The 16,227-nt window shown below is 67.9% G+C and carries 17 protein-coding genes; 13 read left to right on the top strand and 4 right to left on the bottom strand.

Going from position 1 to position 16,227, the window contains the following annotated elements:
- The first annotated feature begins 13 nt into the window (after window positions 1-13).
- The 10 genes from KXV01_RS13600 (at window position 14) to KXV01_RS13555 (ending at window position 9,522) form a co-directional block, all read left to right on the top strand.
- Window positions 14-409 carry a hypothetical protein gene (locus KXV01_RS13600; protein ID WP_134709074.1) on the top strand — a complete coding sequence of 132 codons (396 nt, stop codon included), beginning with the start codon at window positions 14-16 and terminating at the stop codon, window positions 407-409.
- Window positions 410-503: 94 nt separating this feature from the next.
- The gene (locus KXV01_RS13595) at window positions 504-890 is read left to right on the top strand and encodes a hypothetical protein (protein WP_049439218.1); all 387 of its coding nucleotides are present in this window, start codon (window positions 504-506) and stop codon (window positions 888-890) included.
- Between the two features lie 141 nt (window positions 891-1,031).
- Window positions 1,032-1,778, top strand: a complete 747-nt coding sequence (locus KXV01_RS13590) for an N-acetylmuramoyl-L-alanine amidase (RefSeq protein WP_263467860.1) — start codon at window positions 1,032-1,034, stop codon at window positions 1,776-1,778.
- A gap of 67 nt (window positions 1,779-1,845) precedes the next feature.
- Window positions 1,846-3,012 (top strand): MltA domain-containing protein, encoded by a 1,167-nt coding sequence (locus KXV01_RS13585; protein ID WP_111191727.1) that lies wholly within the window; start codon window positions 1,846-1,848, stop codon window positions 3,010-3,012.
- A gap of 108 nt (window positions 3,013-3,120) precedes the next feature.
- Entirely contained in the window at window positions 3,121-3,435 is a 315-nt protein-coding gene (locus KXV01_RS13580) for a hypothetical protein (protein ID WP_049435786.1), read from the top strand.
- A 102-nt stretch (window positions 3,436-3,537) separates the two neighbouring features.
- Window positions 3,538-5,583, top strand: a complete 2,046-nt coding sequence (locus KXV01_RS13575; RefSeq protein ID WP_263467859.1) for a TonB-dependent receptor — start codon at window positions 3,538-3,540, stop codon at window positions 5,581-5,583.
- A 114-nt stretch (window positions 5,584-5,697) separates the two neighbouring features.
- Entirely contained in the window at window positions 5,698-6,759 is a 1,062-nt protein-coding gene (locus tag KXV01_RS13570) for an ATP-binding protein (RefSeq protein ID WP_111096369.1), read from the top strand.
- Entirely contained in the window at window positions 6,752-8,200 is a 1,449-nt protein-coding gene (ntrC, locus tag KXV01_RS13565) for a nitrogen regulation protein NR(I) (RefSeq protein WP_049416552.1), read from the top strand. Before KXV01_RS13570 ends, ntrC begins: the two co-directional genes overlap by 8 nt.
- Before the next feature lie 93 nt (window positions 8,201-8,293).
- Complete coding sequence (locus tag KXV01_RS13560) at window positions 8,294-8,863, top strand: superoxide dismutase family protein (RefSeq protein WP_049439225.1); 570 nt, start codon at window positions 8,294-8,296, stop codon at window positions 8,861-8,863.
- A gap of 32 nt (window positions 8,864-8,895) precedes the next feature.
- A complete protein-coding gene (locus tag KXV01_RS13555; protein WP_049408330.1) occupies window positions 8,896-9,522 on the top strand; it encodes a superoxide dismutase family protein in 627 nt (208 codons plus the stop codon).
- 120 nt (window positions 9,523-9,642) lie between these two features.
- On the opposite strand, the gene KXV01_RS13550 is transcribed toward KXV01_RS13555, so the two are convergent.
- Complete coding sequence (locus KXV01_RS13550; RefSeq protein ID WP_263467858.1) at window positions 9,643-10,530, bottom strand: hypothetical protein; 888 nt, start codon at window positions 10,528-10,530, stop codon at window positions 9,643-9,645.
- Between the two features lie 93 nt (window positions 10,531-10,623).
- Here KXV01_RS13550 and KXV01_RS13545 point away from each other — a divergent pair, with 93 nt between their 5' ends.
- Window positions 10,624-11,919 carry an acetyl-CoA C-acetyltransferase gene (locus KXV01_RS13545; protein ID WP_005420942.1) on the top strand — a complete coding sequence of 432 codons (1,296 nt, stop codon included), beginning with the start codon at window positions 10,624-10,626 and terminating at the stop codon, window positions 11,917-11,919.
- 108 nt (window positions 11,920-12,027) lie between these two features.
- Here KXV01_RS13545 and KXV01_RS13540 read toward each other — a convergent pair whose 3' ends face one another.
- The 3 genes from KXV01_RS13540 to KXV01_RS13530 all read right to left on the bottom strand — a co-directional run bounded on the left by KXV01_RS13540 (window position 12,028) and on the right by KXV01_RS13530 (window position 15,222).
- The gene (locus tag KXV01_RS13540) at window positions 12,028-13,323 is read right to left on the bottom strand and encodes a heme biosynthesis HemY N-terminal domain-containing protein (RefSeq protein WP_099488158.1); all 1,296 of its coding nucleotides are present in this window, start codon (window positions 13,321-13,323) and stop codon (window positions 12,028-12,030) included.
- A 6-nt stretch (window positions 13,324-13,329) separates the two neighbouring features.
- Entirely contained in the window at window positions 13,330-14,307 is a 978-nt protein-coding gene (locus KXV01_RS13535; protein ID WP_263467857.1) for a uroporphyrinogen-III C-methyltransferase, read from the bottom strand.
- A gap of 105 nt (window positions 14,308-14,412) precedes the next feature.
- Window positions 14,413-15,222, bottom strand: coding sequence for a uroporphyrinogen-III synthase (locus KXV01_RS13530; protein ID WP_263467856.1), 810 nt, complete (start codon window positions 15,220-15,222; stop codon window positions 14,413-14,415).
- A gap of 35 nt (window positions 15,223-15,257) precedes the next feature.
- Between KXV01_RS13530 and KXV01_RS13525 the strand changes: the two genes are divergently transcribed.
- Together KXV01_RS13525 and KXV01_RS13520 are read left to right on the top strand one after the other, a co-directional pair.
- Complete coding sequence (locus KXV01_RS13525) at window positions 15,258-15,725, top strand: YiiD C-terminal domain-containing protein (protein WP_049439234.1); 468 nt, start codon at window positions 15,258-15,260, stop codon at window positions 15,723-15,725.
- A 32-nt stretch (window positions 15,726-15,757) separates the two neighbouring features.
- On the top strand, window positions 15,758-16,183 hold the full coding sequence (locus tag KXV01_RS13520; RefSeq protein ID WP_111096351.1) for a hypothetical protein: 426 nt from the start codon (window positions 15,758-15,760) through the stop codon (window positions 16,181-16,183).
- Window positions 16,184-16,227 lie beyond the last annotated feature (44 nt).

Raw genomic sequence — 16,227 nt, 5'->3', positions numbered from 1 at the left:
TCTAGGTGGTTTTATGGATGAGAGAGTTAGAAAGCTCTGCGGTGAGATGTCTGCAATGGACGCTACGGCCGCATCAGAGTGGCTGATGGGTTACGCGCCATTGAAATCGGACAATTATCGGGATGCATTTGTTCTGATGAAGTGCCGCTCTTGGCCAAGGGCAGAGCAAAAGAAGCTGGCAAACTACTATTTGCAGGGTGTTCCTTTTGCGAGCTCATATCCCTACGAGGTGTTTCTTTCGTTTATGTCGGTGAGATCGTTCTTGAGTTGTCTTGATGCTTTCATTCCAGAGGCCGGTGCCTATCGTGACCTTCTTGCCTACCATATTGGTCCAGTTCTGGATCGGGCTGGAAAGAATGATTCGGATCGGGCGTTGATTGCGGAATTCATGGGTAAGATCAGCGGATAAGAGGATCATTGCGTCCGATTGCCCGATAGGCGGATGAGACCGCTCTGCCGCAGCACAAGATCTTTGATGATGGCGCCGCTATAAAGGTTCGACGATGAGCATTTCGCTCGAAGTCGAGGTCGGTTCCAGCCTCGAGGTCGTGCTACAAGCCTTGGATTCTATCCAGTTCGCATATTCCGATGATCTGGACAAGCTACAGCGGTATCTCCCAGCGTCCAACACGGGATTCGGTTTCCGTATCGTTGAACCGCCGGAGGCTGTCGTCGCGGAAGGGCAGGAGGCCGAGTGGCGTGTGGGGCTGATGGGTTCGTTCCATTTCCGCGCAGGCGGATTTGAATGCGCTTGGGAGGAAATTTGCCGTTTCATCAAGCGCTATGCTGCGGCATGTGAATCGGGGTTCGTGCTTTCCTTCCAGTTCGAGAGCATCTATGCCGCAAGATTTGGGCAGGATCTGATCTTTCCGGGTCCTGCTGCCTCGTAGTGCCGCTTCGCTCTTTCCATGTGATTCGCTACATCTTCATGATCAGGCACAGCCATCAGCACGCGGACTGCGGAGCCACCGGCGATGTCGATCGGTACGCTGCGTCGAACCACGGCCGCAGTCCATGGTTACAATCTGCCCATGATCAGCCCCCGCCTTCTGGTTTCCGCACTGCTGGCGCTGGCCCTTTCGGCCTGCACGGCTACCGCGCCCGTACAGCACAACCCGCTCGCCACCTGGGTGCCGTCACCCAACCAGAACGCGCGCACGCCGGTCATCATCGTCATCCACCACACCGAGCAGAAATCGGTGCAGCAGAGCCTGCATACGCTGCGCACCGCCAACAGCGGTGGACCGGTCAGTGCGCATTACCTGATCGGTAGCGATGGCCATCGCTACCAGCTGGTGGCCGACGAGCGCCGCGCCTGGCATGCAGGCGCCGGGCGCTGGGGCACCATCACCGATCTCAACTCAACCTCGATCGGAATCGAGCTGGACAACGATGGCCGCAGCCCGTTCAGTGCGGCGCAGATCGAATCACTGATCCTGCTGCTGCGCGACCTCACCACCCGCCTGAACATCCCACCGCGCCAGGTGATTGGCCACGCCGATCTGGCGCCGACGCGCAAGCAGGATCCGAGCCGCTTCTTCCCCTGGCAGCAGTTGGCCGAGGCCGGCTTCGGCGTCTGGCCGCGCGCGGCCGACGGCGCGGCACCGGAGGGTTTCGACGCGTGGAATGCGCTGGCGCGCTTCGGTTACCCGCTCGACAACCGCGAGGCCACCGTCGCCGCGTTCCATCGCCGCTTCCGTGGCCGCGACGACCTGCCGAAGACCCTGGATGCCGAGGACGCCCGTATCCTGCATTCATTGCTGCTGCAGATGCCGTGACCCCGCGCATGAACGCTTGACCCCGCGCTGGGTTGCCGCCCAGCGGCCGGCACTCCACCATGGCGGCATGATCGATTCCGCTACGTTCTTCAAGCGCAAGCACTGGACCCTGTTGGCAGCGGCGGTGCTCGCCGGTTGCGCCACCACCGCTCCCCGCACGGGCTCCGAAGCGCCGACGCCGACCTCGCCGCCGGCGGCCACCTACGCCAAGGTCGACTGGAAAGCCCTGCCAGCGGTCTCCGACAGCGATCTGCAGGCCGGCTTCGTGGCTTGGCGCAGCAGCTGCGCCCGCCTGAAAAACGACGCGGTCTGGGCCAAACCCTGCGCCACCGCCGCCGCGGTATCAGACAAGGACCCGGCCGCGATCCGCCAGTTCCTGCAGCGCGACCTCGATGCCTACGCGCTGCGTGCCGGTGGCCATCAGGCCGACGGGTTGATTACCGGCTACTACGAGCCGATCTACCCCGGCAGCCTGACCCGCACCGACAAGGCGACGGTACCGGTGTACGGCACGCCCGATGATCTGATCGTGGTGCAGCTGGACAGCCTCTACCCGGAACTGAAGGGCAAGCGCCTGCGCGGGCGCGTCGAAGGCAAGGTGCTCAAGCCCTATGACGATGCCGGCACCATCGCCAGCAAGGGCGCCAAGGCGCCGGTACTGGCCTGGCTGACCGACCCGATGGACCTGCAGCTGCTGCAGATCCAGGGCTCCGGCCGCGTGCGCCTGGGCGACGGCACGCAGATTCGGCTGGCCTACGCAGAGCAGAACGGACACCCCTACCGCGCCATCGGTCGCTGGCTGGTCGACCAGGGCCAGCTGAAGAAGGAAGACGTCACCATGGACGCGATCCGCAGCTGGGCCCGGGCCAATCCCGCGCGGGTGCCTGAGCTGCTGCGCAGCAACCCCAGCTACGTGTTCTTCGTGCGCAACCCGGACAGCCCGGAGGGCCCGCGCGGTTCGCTGAACGTGCCGCTCACCGCCGGCTACAGCGTGGCGGTTGATCGTACCGTGGTGCCACTGGGCAGCCTGCTGTGGCTGTCCACCACGCGCCCGGACGGCAGCCCAGTGGTGCGCCCGGTGGCCGCGCAGGACACCGGCGGCGCCATTGCCGGCGAAGTGCGCGCCGACCTGTACTGGGGCAGCGGCGATGCCGCCGGCAAGCTGGCTGGCGACATGAAGCAGAAGGGCAACATCTGGATGCTGTGGCCGAAGGGCGTGCCCCTGCCGAACTGAAGCAGCAGGGGTCGGATCCCTTTCCAAAGGGAAGGGCTCTGACGCCGGATGCCTGATAATGGCGCCATTCCGTACTTTCCGGCCGCGCCTGCGGCCAGGGCTCCTGCAATGACCTACGCAAAGCACAACGCAAGATCCGGCGCGAAATCCGCCGCAAAGAAGTACTACAAGCACTGGGCCGAATCGGGCCTGGGCAAGGGCAACGTGCTGATGGAAGCGCGCGGCGAGAAGATCGTGCGGCAGGTGGAAATCTACGGCACCAAGATGGTCTGGGCCGACGAGCATGCCCACAGCGACGACCGCTTCCTGCTGGCCGACCAGCCGGTGTCGTTCCTGGATTTCGACGAGGACGACGAAATCTCCGCACGTGAATTCGAAGCCGCCTGGAAGAAGGCCCGGGAAGCCACCGGATACCCGGTGTAATCCCCCGGCACCCGCCCTTGCAGCGCCGAGCCTTGCTCGACGCTGCAAAAGCGGGCGTGTGAAATGTTATATGATTACATTTCACCGTAGCCGCCCTTTCCCATGAAGACTCCCACCCTGGTGGCCGCCCTCGCGGCCGCACCGTTCGCCCCTGAAGCACTCGCGCAGTCTGCCGACGCCGCGCTCACCCTCGGCAAGGTGCAGGTACATCAGCACGGCGAAGGCCAGCTCAGCGCGCACCAGGTGCTGACCTCGGTGGACGTCCTGGGTGCAGACCAGATCGAAAACCGCAACGTCTCGCACAGCTGGGAGCTGCTGGGGCAGATGCCCGGCATCCAGCTCACCGAAACGCGGCAGGGCGCCGAATCGGGCAAGGTCAGCTTCCGCGCCTTCAACGGCGAGGGCTACCTCAACGCCATCAAGACACTGATCGACGGCATCCCCAGCAACGTCAACAGCGGCAACCAGCGCTTCATCGACATGCTGTTTCCGCTGGACATCAGCTACATCGAAGTGGTGCGTGGTACCAACGACCCGCGCTACGGCCTGCACAACATCGGCGGCAACGTGAACTTCGGTACGCGCCAGGGGGGCAGCTACACCGATGCGCGCCTGGCCTACGGCAGCTACAACACCCGTGATGCGCAGCTGGCGGTTGGCCGCGAAGCCAATGGCTTCGCGCAGAACTATTTCGTCGGCACCCAGGCCAGCGATGGCTACCGCGACCACGACACCTCGAAGAAGTACTCACTGGGTGGCAAGTGGTTCTTCGGCACGCTGGACGACGGCCTGCGCGTGGGACTGACCGCGCGTGCGTACCACCACGAAGCCGACGAACCCGGCTTCATGACCGCCGAGGAACTGCGCACGCATCGCCGTGGCAGCGACCTGCGCAACGGCAACGATGGCGATGACCGCGACATGCGCCAGATCGCCGTGCACCTCGACCTGAAGCTGTCCGACGCGCTCACCTTCGGCACGCGGCTGTACTACAACCGCTATGAAGACGACCGCCGCGTGACCTTCAGCGACCTGCCCACCGGCAACCTGCCGCGCCAGCGCCGCGTGTGGGACGAGCGGCAGCATGGCCTGCTCAGCACGCTGACCTGGCAGGCCAGCCCCACGCTTACCGTCGAGGGCGGCCTGAACTACGAGCAGCAGGACAACGGCTACCTCCGCGAGCGCTACGCCTACGCCGAACCCACTGATTTCAGCCAGCCGCCGGCGCGGGTGCAGAACAACGATCGCCACAGCTTCGACAACTGGGGTGCCTACGTACAGGCCATCTACCAGCCGGTCGAGGCCTGGAAGATCGTGCCGGCCTACCGCGTCGACCGTTTCAGTGGCCGCACGCACCTGATGAACGGCATCACCGCTCGGCTGCAGGATTACGGCAGCATCGGCCAGCCCAAGCTGAGCATCATCCACAGCCTGGGCCAGACCACTCACGTCTACGCGAACTGGGGACGCACCTTCCAGGTGCTGACCGGGTCTACCGCACCGGCCTACCTCACCCCGGGACAGGCAACGATGCAGCCGTCCACCAACACCGGCATGGAGCTGGGCCTGAAATTCCAGCCGTTTGCCGGCAGCCAGGCACGCCTCGCGGTGTGGCAGCAGGACGCGGAAAACGAGGTGTCCAACATGCCGGCCACCGGTACCACGGTCACCCTGGGCAAGACCCGCCGGCGCGGCGTGGATGCGCAGCTGAACCTGCAGCTGGGCGACGACTGGACGGTATGGGCGTCGCACGCCTACCAGGAAGCGAAGATCACCCGCGACGACCGCGATGCCAGCATTTCCCTGCAGGGCCGGGAAGTGGCCGCCACCCCGCGCCACATCAGCAATCTGGGCGTGGACTACCGCGCCACGGATGCGCTGCGGCTGGGCCTGCAGGCGCGTGCACAGGGCGATTACTACCTGGAAGAGCGCAACGTGGCCGGCAAGTTCGGAGGCTTCGCCGTGCTCGACCTCAGCGCGGCCTACCAACTCACCCCGCGTTTCAGCGTGGACCTGCAGCTGAAGAACGTTACCGGCCGCGAGTACGCCTACGCCTGGTACGACAGCTTCTTCTGGGACAGCGCCCGCCCGATGTTCTCGCCGGCGCCGGGCCGCAGCGTGTTCGTCGGCCTCAACATGAAGCTGTAACCGGCCACGCATCTGGTAGTGGTCGAGCTTGCTCGACCTGCAGCAGGGGTCAGAGCCCTTTCCGCCAGGAATGGGCTTTGGCCCCGGACCCCCGTTTTGCACTACATTGGTGCAATGTCCGACCCCGCCCCCCCGCCGTCCCTCGATGCCCTGGGCACGCCGCTGGCCTGGGCCGGGGCCGATGGCCGCATCATCGGCTGCAACCCGGCCTTCGGGCGCTGGCTGGGCGTCAGCGGTCGCCGCCTGCTGGGCCAGCCACTGGCCGCACTGGAAGTGCAGGGCGAAGCCCTGGCCCACTTCCTGGCACGCGATGAGCGCGACAGCCTGCGCCTGAACCGGCTGGCGCTGGCGGTGCCCGGCGAGGCGCCGCGCTTCGCCGAGGGCTGGATGAGCCGGCGCGACGATGGCGGCTGGTTGCTGGAGGCGCATCCGGTCGATGAATTCCCCGGGCTCGACCCGACCCAGGCCCTGCCCAGCGCGCTCAGTGCAGCGCTGAAGGGGCTGGCCCATGAGCTGCGCAACCCGCTGGCCGGGTTGAAGGGCGCGGCCCAGCTGCTGGCCCGCCGCGCGGCCCAGCGCGATGCCAGCGAACGCGAACTGATCGAGCTGATCGGCTCGGAGATCGAACGTCTCAACGGCCTGCTCGACCAGCTGCTGTCGCCGGCCCCGGCCGCACCGCACGCCGAACTGAACATCCATGCCGCGCTCGAGCGCGTGCTGCGCCTGGCCGAGAACGAGGCCGGCTGGGCGGTACGCCTGCAGCGCGACTACGACCCCAGCATTCCCGAGTTCCATGGCGACGCCGACCGCCTCACCCAGGCGGTGTGGAACCTGGTGCGCAACGCGATCCAGGCCGGTGCCGGCAGCATCACCCTGCGCACCCGCGTGGAGCATGGCGTGCGCATCGCCGAACACCTGCACACGTTGGCCTTGCGCCTGGAAATCGCTGACGACGGCCGTGGCGTGCCCGAGGAACTGGCCGAACACCTGTTCCTGCCGCTGGTCAGTGGCCGTGCCGAAGGCACTGGACTCGGCCTGGCATTGGCCCAGCAGGTGGCGCGCGAGCATCGCGGCACGCTGACCTACCGCTCGCGTCCGGGCCATACCGTGTTCACCCTGCTGTTGCCGATCGGCAACGGCGCCGTTCCGGCCGAGGAGGCCCCGCGCGATGTCTGAGTCCCCCACCACTGCGCAGCGCATCTGGGTGGTCGACGATGACCGTGCCGTGCGCTTCGTGCTGTGCACCGCGCTGCGCGAGGCGGGTTACCAGGTCGTCGATTTCGACAGTGCCGCCCCGGCCCTGCAGGCCCTGAGCGAGGGCCCGCCGCCGGCCCTGTTGTTCACCGATGTGCGCATGCCCGGCGACGATGGCCTGGTGCTGCTGGACAAGCTCAAGGCCGCGCTGCCGCAGCTGCCGGTGGTGGTGATGTCGGCCTACACGGATGTCGCCAGCACGGCCGGCGCGTTCCGCGGCGGCGCGCATGAATTCCTGTCCAAGCCGTTCGATCTGGACGATGCGGTGGCGTTGGCGCAGCGCGTGCTGCCGGCGGTTGCACCGGCCATGGCAGCGCCCACCCCTGCGCTCGAAACCGGCAGCGACCAGCCGCCGCAGCTGGTCGGTGATACACCGCCGATGCGCGCGCTGTTCCGCGCCATTGGTCGCCTGGCGCAGGCACCGCTGGCGGTGCTGATCACCGGCGAGACCGGCACCGGCAAGGAGCTGGTGGCGAATGCGTTGCATCGCGAATCGCCGCGCGCGCAGGGTCCGTTCGTCGCGCTCAACACCGCTGCAATCCCATCCGAGCTGCTGGAAAGCGAGTTGTTCGGCCACGAGGCCGGTGCCTTCACCGGTGCGCAGCGCCGCCATATCGGCCGCTTCGAGCAGGCCAACGGGGGCACGCTGTTCCTTGATGAGATCGGCGACATGCCGCTGCCGTTGCAGACCCGGTTGCTGCGCGTGCTGGCGCAGGGCGAGTTCTTCCGCGTCGGCGGCCGCGAACTGATCCGCGTCGATGTGCGCGTGGTCGCCGCCACCCACCAGGACCTGGAAGGGCTGGTCGCACAGGGGAAGTTCCGTGCCGACCTGCTGCATCGCCTGGACGTGGTGCGCCTGCAGCTGCCGCCGCTGCGCGAGCGCCGCGAGGACATCGCGCAGCTGGCCAGCACCTTCCTGGCCGCCGCCGCACGCAGGCTGGACACGCCACCGAAGCGCCTCACCGCCGCGGCCCTGCAGGCGCTGCGCGAACACGACTGGCCCGGCAACGTGCGCGAACTGGAAAACGTGTGCTGGCGGATGGCCGCGCTGGCCGCCGCTGACACCATCGGCGTGGCCGACGTCGATACCGCGCTGAACCGTACGCGGGGCCGTCGCGGCAGCATCAGCGCTGCCGATCCAGGCCAGTGGGAAGCGCTGCTGGCCGAATGGGCGCGCCGCCAGCTGGCCGAAGGCGTGGAAGGGCTGCATGCGCAGGTGCGCGAGCGGGTCGACCATGCGCTGCTGGAGGCGGCGCTTCAGATTACCCATGGCCGCCGCGCCGAAGCCGCTGCCCGCCTGGGCCTGGGCCGCAATACGCTTACCCGCAAGCTGGGCGCCGGGCGCCGCCGCGGGGGCCATTGAACGGTCCCTGCACGCGATCCTCGCGCCCGCTTGCCGAACCGTTGATCGTTCATGGACGATGCAATGCTTAGTGTCACCTGCAAGGAGTCTTCGATGCGTCTGTCCTTTGCCATCCTCCCGTTGTCCGCCGCCGTGCTGCTGTCTGCCTGTGGCAGTGCGCCGAAGAAGGCTGAGCCCACGCCGCCGCCGCCGACCGTGGTCAGTGCTGCGAAGCAGGGCGAGGCCAATCTCGCGCCCGCCTCGGCCAGCATCGTCAGTGGCCGCATCGCGCTGATGGTGGAGCCCGGTGGCATCCACATCACCGGCCTGGTCGGTGGCCTGCAGCCGATGCAGCAGGCCGGCTTCCACATCCATGAGCGCGGCGACTGCAGCGCGGTGGATGCCAGCAGCGCCGGCAATCACTTCAATCCCGGTGGCGCTGCGCATGGCCGCGCCGGCACCGGCAAGCACCACCTGGGCGACATGGACAATCTGCGTGCCGATGCCCAGGGCCGCGCCAACGTCGATATCCACCTCAAGGGGGTTACCCTTGGCGGAGGCGCCGCCACCGATATCGCCGGACGCGCACTGGTCGTGCATGCCAACGCCGACGACTATCGCAGCCAGCCCGCCGGCAATGCCGGCGTCCGCATCGCCTGTGGCGTGATCCGGGTCGTCCGCTGATCACTGCAGGCATCATCGAGGGAGAGATTCCAATGCGTCTGATCCACACTTCGCTGTTTGCGGCCATCGCCGCGCTGGGCCTGGCGGCCTGTAACCAGCAGCCCGCCGCGCCGCAGACTGAAACTCCGCCGGCCGCGCCGGCTGACGGCGCCACCACCGAGCCGGCTGCAACTCCTGAACCGGCTGCGGCACCGGCGGCCGATGCTTCGGCAACGGCCGAGCTGGCACCGACCCAGGGCAACGAGACCAAGGGCAGCGTCACCTTCAAGGTGGTTGATGGCAAGGTCCACGTGACCGGCCAGATCACCGGCCTGAAGCCAGGCAGCGAACATGGCTTCCACATTCACGAGAAGGGCGACTGCAGCGCGCCGGACGGCATGAGCGCCGGCGGCCACTTCAACCCGGGCAAGCAGGATCACGGCAACGTCGCCACCGATCCGCACCACGGCGGCGACATGCCCAACATCAAGGCCGACGACAAGGGCGTGGCCACCATCGACGGCCCGGTGTCGAGCAACGTCAACATCGGCAAGGGTGATGACTTCGACATCATCGGCCGCGGCCTGATCGTCCACGCCGATGCGGACGACTACAAGACCCAGCCAACCGGCAACGCCGGCGCGCGCCTGGCCTGTGCGGTGATCCAGAAGGCCCCGTAAGAAACAAAGAACGCCGGCGCAAGCCGGCGTTTTTCCTGATGGGTAGTGCCGGCCGCTGGCCGGCAATCACAGATCCGGAGGTGCCGGCCAGCGGCCGGCACTACCCACAGATCACCCGGATCAGCGCGCCAGCAGTTCGCGCGCGTCCTGCCCGGCCTCGCAGTGCACGAACAGTACCGGCACGCCGTGTGCTTCCAGCACCGCAGCCATCTGTCGCTGGCGCATCAGGAACTGCTCGTAGATGCCCTGCAGGCGATCGCAGTCGTTCTTGCTGTGGCTGTAGTGCGCGCACCACCCGGCCGGGTCGAACAGCGCCATGCGTGCTTCGCCATGCGTATAGCGCAGCAGCGGCTCGGGCGCGGCATTGAGCCACTCGTCCTCGCCCGGCGCCATGATCGCGGTCTCGATCAGCGGCCACAGTGCGGCCAGGCCCTGGTTGTCGTACTGCATCGACATCATCGCGGCCAGGTCGTTCACGGTGAAATAGCGCGCGTGCTCGATGCGGGCACCGAAGGCGTTCTGCGCCATCAGCGCGGTGTCGGCATGCGCCATGCCGTTGGCCAGCAAGGTTTCTTCCAGCGCATCGGCGACCGCGTTGGTGGTGGCTACATCGCTGCCGGTCAGCAGGAACGGCACCACGCGCAGGCCACCGCCCACCAGCGTGGCATCGGCCTGGAACGGCAGTGGCACGTCACCCTCGGCATCGGTACCGAAGGCCAGCAGGCGCGGGCCCTGGTTGCGGCCCGGGGCACGCATCTGCAGCTCTTCCAGGCGGCGATGGATCGGCCAGCCCGGACGCAGCACTTCGGCCGGGTCGAAATGCGCGGCGGCGAACACCAGGTCCAGCTCGGCGACCTGCGGCACCAGCTTGGCCAGGTCACGGCCGACGCGTTCGGCCAGTTCACCGGCCTGTTCAGCCCTGAGCACCGCCTGGCGGGGGATTTCGCCGCCGGCCAGTTCCAGGGCCAGCACGCCAAGGGCATTCATCGCGGGGTCGGGTTTGCTCATGGTTCCACGGTTGGCCCATCACAGGGCGGCAGCTACACTTGGCTCCATTATGCCTGCTCCGTCGTGCAGGCCATGTTGCAGACACCCTCATCCATGCCAGGTATCTCCATGCCCAACGCTCGTCCCGTCGCCATCCTCGGTGGCGTCCGCATTCCGTTCTGCCGCCAGAACACCGCGTATTCGGATGTCGGCAACCTCGGCATGTCGGTCCGTACGCTGGGCGCGCTGGTCGAACGGTTCGGCCTGCATGGCCAGCAACTGGGTGAAGTGGCGATGGGCGCGGTGATCAAGCATTCCAGCGACTGGAACCTGGGCCGCGAAGCGACGCTGTCGTCCGGCCTGTCGCCGCTGACCCCGGGCATCACCCTGCAGCGTGCCTGCGGCACCTCGCTGGACAGCATCATCACCGTTGCCAACAAGATCGCACTGGGGCAGATCGAATCGGGCATCGGCGGTGGTTCGGACACCACCTCCGACGTGCCGATCGTTTACGGCAAGAAGCTGCGTGCACGCCTGCTGGCGGCCAACCGCGCCAAGAGCACCGGCGACAAGATCCGCGCGCTCACCGCTGGCTTCAAGTTCTCCGAGCTCAAGCCCGAGTTCCCGGGCGTGGCCGAGCCGCGCACCGGCAAGAGCATGGGCGACCACTGCGAGGACATGGCCAAGGAGTGGAACATCTCGCGCGACTCGCAGGACGAGTGGGCGGTGTCGTCGCACAAGAAGCTGGCCGCCGCCTACGAGCGTGGCTTCTTCAACGACCTGATCGCACCGTTCCGTGGCGTCGAGCGCGACAACATCCTGCGCCCGGATACCTCGCTGGAAAAGCTGGCGACGCTGAAGCCGGCCTTCGACAAGGTTTCCGGGCGTGGCACGCTCACCGCCGCCAACTCCACCCCGCTGACCGACGGTGCCGCTGCAGTGCTGCTGGCCAGCGAAGAGTGGGCACGCGCGCATGGCCATGAACCCCAGGCTTACCTGCGTGACGCGCACGTGGCCGCGGTGGACTTCGTGCATGGCGAAGGCCTGCTGATGGCACCGACCATCGCGGTGCCGGAAATGCTCAAGCGCAACGGCCTGACCCTGCAGGACTTCGACATCTACGAGATCCACGAAGCCTTTGCCGCGCAGGTGTTGTGCACCCTGCGTGCGTGGGAGAGCGAGGATTACTGCCGCAACCGCCTGGGCCTGGACGCGCCGCTGGGCCGCATCGACCCGGACAAGATCAACCTGCTGGGCTCGTCGCTGGCCACTGGCCATCCGTTCGCTGCTACCGGCGCCCGCGTGATCGCCACGGCAGCCAAGCAGCTGGCCGAACGCGGCGGTGGCCGCGCACTGGTGTCGATCTGCACCGCCGGCGGCATGGGCGTGGTGGCGATCGTCGAACGCTGAGCATCACGGTAGTGCCGGCCGCTGGCCGGCAGCGCTGGTACGAAAACGCCGCCCAATGGGCGGCGTTTTTTTTTGCATCGGTGGGTGCCGACCGTTGGTCGGCACGCTTCACGGCAACCGCGGATTGCCGAATTCGTCGCGCTCTTCGTTGGCGTCATACACTGGCGGCTGCACCGCGATCGGCTGCTCTTCCACCGTGGCACGCAGCGGCGCTTCGCTGCCGCGCACCAGCGCCACGCTGTCCTCGCCACGCTGCAGGCGCAGGGCATTGGCCAGGCACTGTGCGGCCAGCGCGTGTTCGCCACGCTGGGCGAACAGTTCACCCAGCGCTTCCCACGCTGGTGCACCGGCACCCGCGGCGATGGCCTCGTGCAGGAACGCATCGGCGGCCTCCCACTGCTGCTGGGCCAGGGCCACGCGGCCCTGCGCCAGGCGCAGCGCGGCCGAGCCGTCATGCACGTTGCGCCAGCGAGCGAGGTTGGCCTGGCGGGTGGCCAGGCGCTCGGCCGGCAGGCGGCCATACAGCGCCACCAGTTCGTCATCCCAGCGCTGGTCCAGGGCCTGTTCCAGCGCCAGCAGCGCCGGCTCGTCCCAGTCCAGCGCCACGGCGCGGCTGGCATAGGCGCCCACCACGTCCGGGGTCGGGCGCAGCGCCTTCGGCGTGGCTTCCCATTGCGCGGCCAGTGCATTGACGTCGGCCGCTTCCAGCAGCGCCTGTGCGGCCAGTCGTGCTTCCAGTTCGCTGTTCGCGTCGGCCGGCAGCACCTTGCTCTGGCGCAGCGCACCCAGCTGGCCATACGCTTCGTGGGCGCGGCCGGCCTGTGCCAGCGCTTCCGTACGCAGCCACAGGCCGCGTGGCGGCAGCGGCTGGATCGCCGCTACGTCCAGCGCGTTGATCGCATCGACTGGCAGATCGCGCGCCAGCAGCTGTTCGGCGCGCAGCAGCGCCTGCAGGGTGGCGTCACTTTCGCCCAGGCGCTGCAGCAGCGCCTCTCCGGCGGGGCCGTCGGCCCGTGCCTGCGCGCTGCGCACGGCGGTGGCCAGTGCCACCGCGCTCACTTCCGGGTCCCTGGCGGCGCCGTCCAGCAGTTTTTCCGCGCGCTGCCACTGGCCATGCTCGTAGGCCTGCAGGCCGTCGATCAGGCGCACCCGGCCCTGCTTGCGGCGGTAGCGGCCCCAGGCACGGAACGGTGCAGCGATCAGGCTCCACAGCAGCCACAGCACCAGCACCGTGATCACCGCCAGCAGCGCTACCTTCGGCAGGTTGCTGTGATAGTCGTAGCCGCCGTAGCGCAGGGTCACCTCGCCGAAGCGGTTAAGGTCATCGGCGCCGAGCCATTGCGCGGCGACTACGCCGATGGCCACGGCCAGCAACAGCACGACCAGGGATTGCAGGGGTTTCATGCGGGCTTACCTCCGGTCGGTCTGGGTGCGCAGTTGTTGCAGGGTGCTGCCAAGAACAGCGTCGCTGGCCTGCAGCGGAAGTTCGCGCAGGGCCTTCAGTTCAGCACGTTGTGCGCGCAGGGCCGGTGAATCCGGCCAGCGCCGCTGTGCCCACTGTTCCACGCGGTCCAATGCGGTGTTGCGGCCCGCGCGGTCGCCGCGCTCGATCGCGGCGCGCGCCAAGGTCAGTTCCAGCTGCAGCGCATCGTCGGCGTTGCGCTGTTCGGAGGCAGTCAGTGGGCCGTTCTGGCGGCTCGGGGTGATGTCCACGAACGGTGCCAGCGTGGCCTGCCACCAGGGCTTGGCGGTGCTGCTGCCGGTCGTGCCGGTGATCTGCGAGGGCAGGCCCTGCAGCGCCCGGGCCACAGCATCCAGGCGCTGCAGCGACTGCACGCGCGGGCCGCTGCCGAGCGCATCCAGTGCCTCGCGCTCCTGCACCAGCGCCTGGCGCAGGTTCAGTCCCTCAGTGTCGGGCAGTTCGGCCAGCGCGGTGGCGGCCTGTGCATACAGGCGGCGTGCGCCGTCCACGTCGTCGGCGTAGTTCAGGCGCTGTGCGGCCTGGGTCAGCAGCAGCTCGGCCTCGTCGCGCTGCACCGCCTGGCGACCCTGGTTGGCGCTGTCGGCCAGCTTGGCCAGGTTCTCTTCCAGCAAAGCGCTGCGCTGCGAGAGCCCCAGCATCTCGTCGCGCAGCACGCGGTTGGTGGTCGCCGCATCCTGCAGGCGCTGGCTGGTCGCGCGCTGGTCACGGCGCAGCGCATCCAGCGTGGCCTCCAGGCCCTTCAGCTGGACGGCCGTGGTCTGCGCCTGCGCTTCCTGCTCATGCTGTTGCTGCTGCCAGACGTACCAGCCGGCATAGCCGCCCGCGCCGAGCACGACCACGGCGGCCAGCGGCAGCAGCCAGCGCACGGGTCGATGGGGTGGGGTTGCGGGCGGAGTATCGTTCATCGGGCTTCCTTGTCGGCAACGTCGCCGGTCGGGGTGCCGGCAGGCTGCGTTGTGCACAGCATTACCGTTGCCGACGGCAGCGGCAAGCGTGATCCACGTCCCTGTTCAGGTCGCTGCCGGGACGGTGAGCGTCGCGTGTGCAGCGGCCACCAGCTGCGCAGCGGTGGGGCCGGCGCTGCGTGTGATGTGCTGCAGGCCGAGCGCCTGCGCCTGTTCGCCGAGGCGGTCACTGGCAACCACCACGCGGGCAGACGCCCGCAGGCGCTGCTGCCCGGCCGGCGGAAGCTGTTGCCAGAAATGCTGCAGCGCTTCGCCACTGCTCACGGCCAGCACCCACGGCTGCGCTGAATGCGCCAATCGAGCCAGCGTTCGCGGGGGCAGTCGCAGCAGGCGACGCTGGTAGACGTCGGCACGTTCGATCGTGGCGCCGGCTGCGTGCAGCTGCGCAGCGATCAGGCCTCGCCCGCCGGGGGCGGTCACCAGGCCGATGCGCAGGCCGCGTACGTCGGCCAGCACCGGCATCGCCAGCAGCCCCTCGCTGTCCATCCGCTGCGGCGCATGCACCTCGTCGACGCCCAGTGCCTGCAGGGCACGCGCAGAGCCGTCGCCCACGGTCAGCCACGGGCTGCACTGCGCTTCGGCCAACGGCAGCAGCGATGCCGCTGCGGCGACAGCGGCCGGGCTGGTGAACACCACCCGGTCGCAGTTCAGCGCGCGTTGCAGCTGGCGCACCACAGCCGTGCCCTGCAGGCGCTGCAGGCGCCAGGGCGCCAGGGCCAGGACATTCCCGCCCAGCCCGGCAACGGCGCGGCGCAGCGCCACGTTCTGGCCCCGCGGGCGCAGCGAGATCAGGGTCCAGCGCGCGCCGGAACGGGTGGCGCCAGTGGGTATCGTATGGTCGACCATTGCCTGCATTATGCGGGCCCTTCGTTGTCGTGGTCGCTGCTCCGATGTCCGTTGATGCCCTGACTTCCTCGTTGGCCGCCCTGCAGGACGTGCTGGACTGCATGCCGGCAGTGCGCGCCATGCAGATCCGCCTGGATGGCTATGCCGATGGCGTGCTGCGCATCACCGCGCCGCTCGCTGCCAACGTCAACGACAAGGGCAACGCCTTCGGCGGCAGCCTGGCCTCGGTGCTGACCCTGTCCGGCTGGGCCTTGGTCAGCCTGCGCCTGCGCCTGGCCGGCCACGATGCCGAGGTCTACGTGGCCGACAGCAACCTGCGCTACCTGGCCCCGGTCTACGAAGACCTGCACGCCCACGCCGAAGCGGCCGAGGCCACCGGCTGGGACGCCTTCCTGAACACCTTCCGGCAGCGCCGCAAGGCCCGCATCAGCATCATCGCCACCCAGCCCGGCGCCGATGGCCGGCCTGCCGCCGAGTTCAGCGGTCGCTTTGTTGCCTTCGCCAAAGGGTAGGATGGCAGGCTGACGTCCTGGGGAAACCACCGATGCGCCGCCTCATCCAGTTCCTGATCTGTTCCCTGCTGCTGGTCAGCGCCGTGGCTTCGGCCGACGACCTCAGCCGCAAGCAGCGCAAGTTGCTGGAAGAGACCCAGATCGCCTACGGCGCGACCATCCGCTGGGGCAGCATGGACGATGCCATCGGCTATCTCGACCCCAAGCTGCGCAAGGAAAAGCCGCCCACCGAGTTCGAGCTCAACCGTTACGCGCAGCTGCGCGTGTCGTCCTATCGCGAGCGCAGCAGTGCCTCACTGGACGGGGGACTGGTCGAGCGCCGGGTTGAAATCGGGGTGATCAACCAGAACACCCAGGCCGAGCGCACCGTGGTCGTGGTCGAGCGCTGGCGCTGGGACCCGGAGGCCAAGCGCTGGTGGCAGACCGCCGGCCTGCCGGACCTGTGGAAGGGGCAGTGACGGGCCGCGTCCGGCTTGTGCGACAATCGGCGCCCGCTTAATCG

It is taken from the genome of Stenotrophomonas sp. Ps181 (assembly GCF_025697425.1).
Taxonomy (GTDB): domain Bacteria; phylum Pseudomonadota; class Gammaproteobacteria; order Xanthomonadales; family Xanthomonadaceae; genus Stenotrophomonas; species Stenotrophomonas sepilia.
Note: the sequence above shows the minus strand (reverse complement) of the source record. Positions and strands in the feature narration are given on the sequence as shown.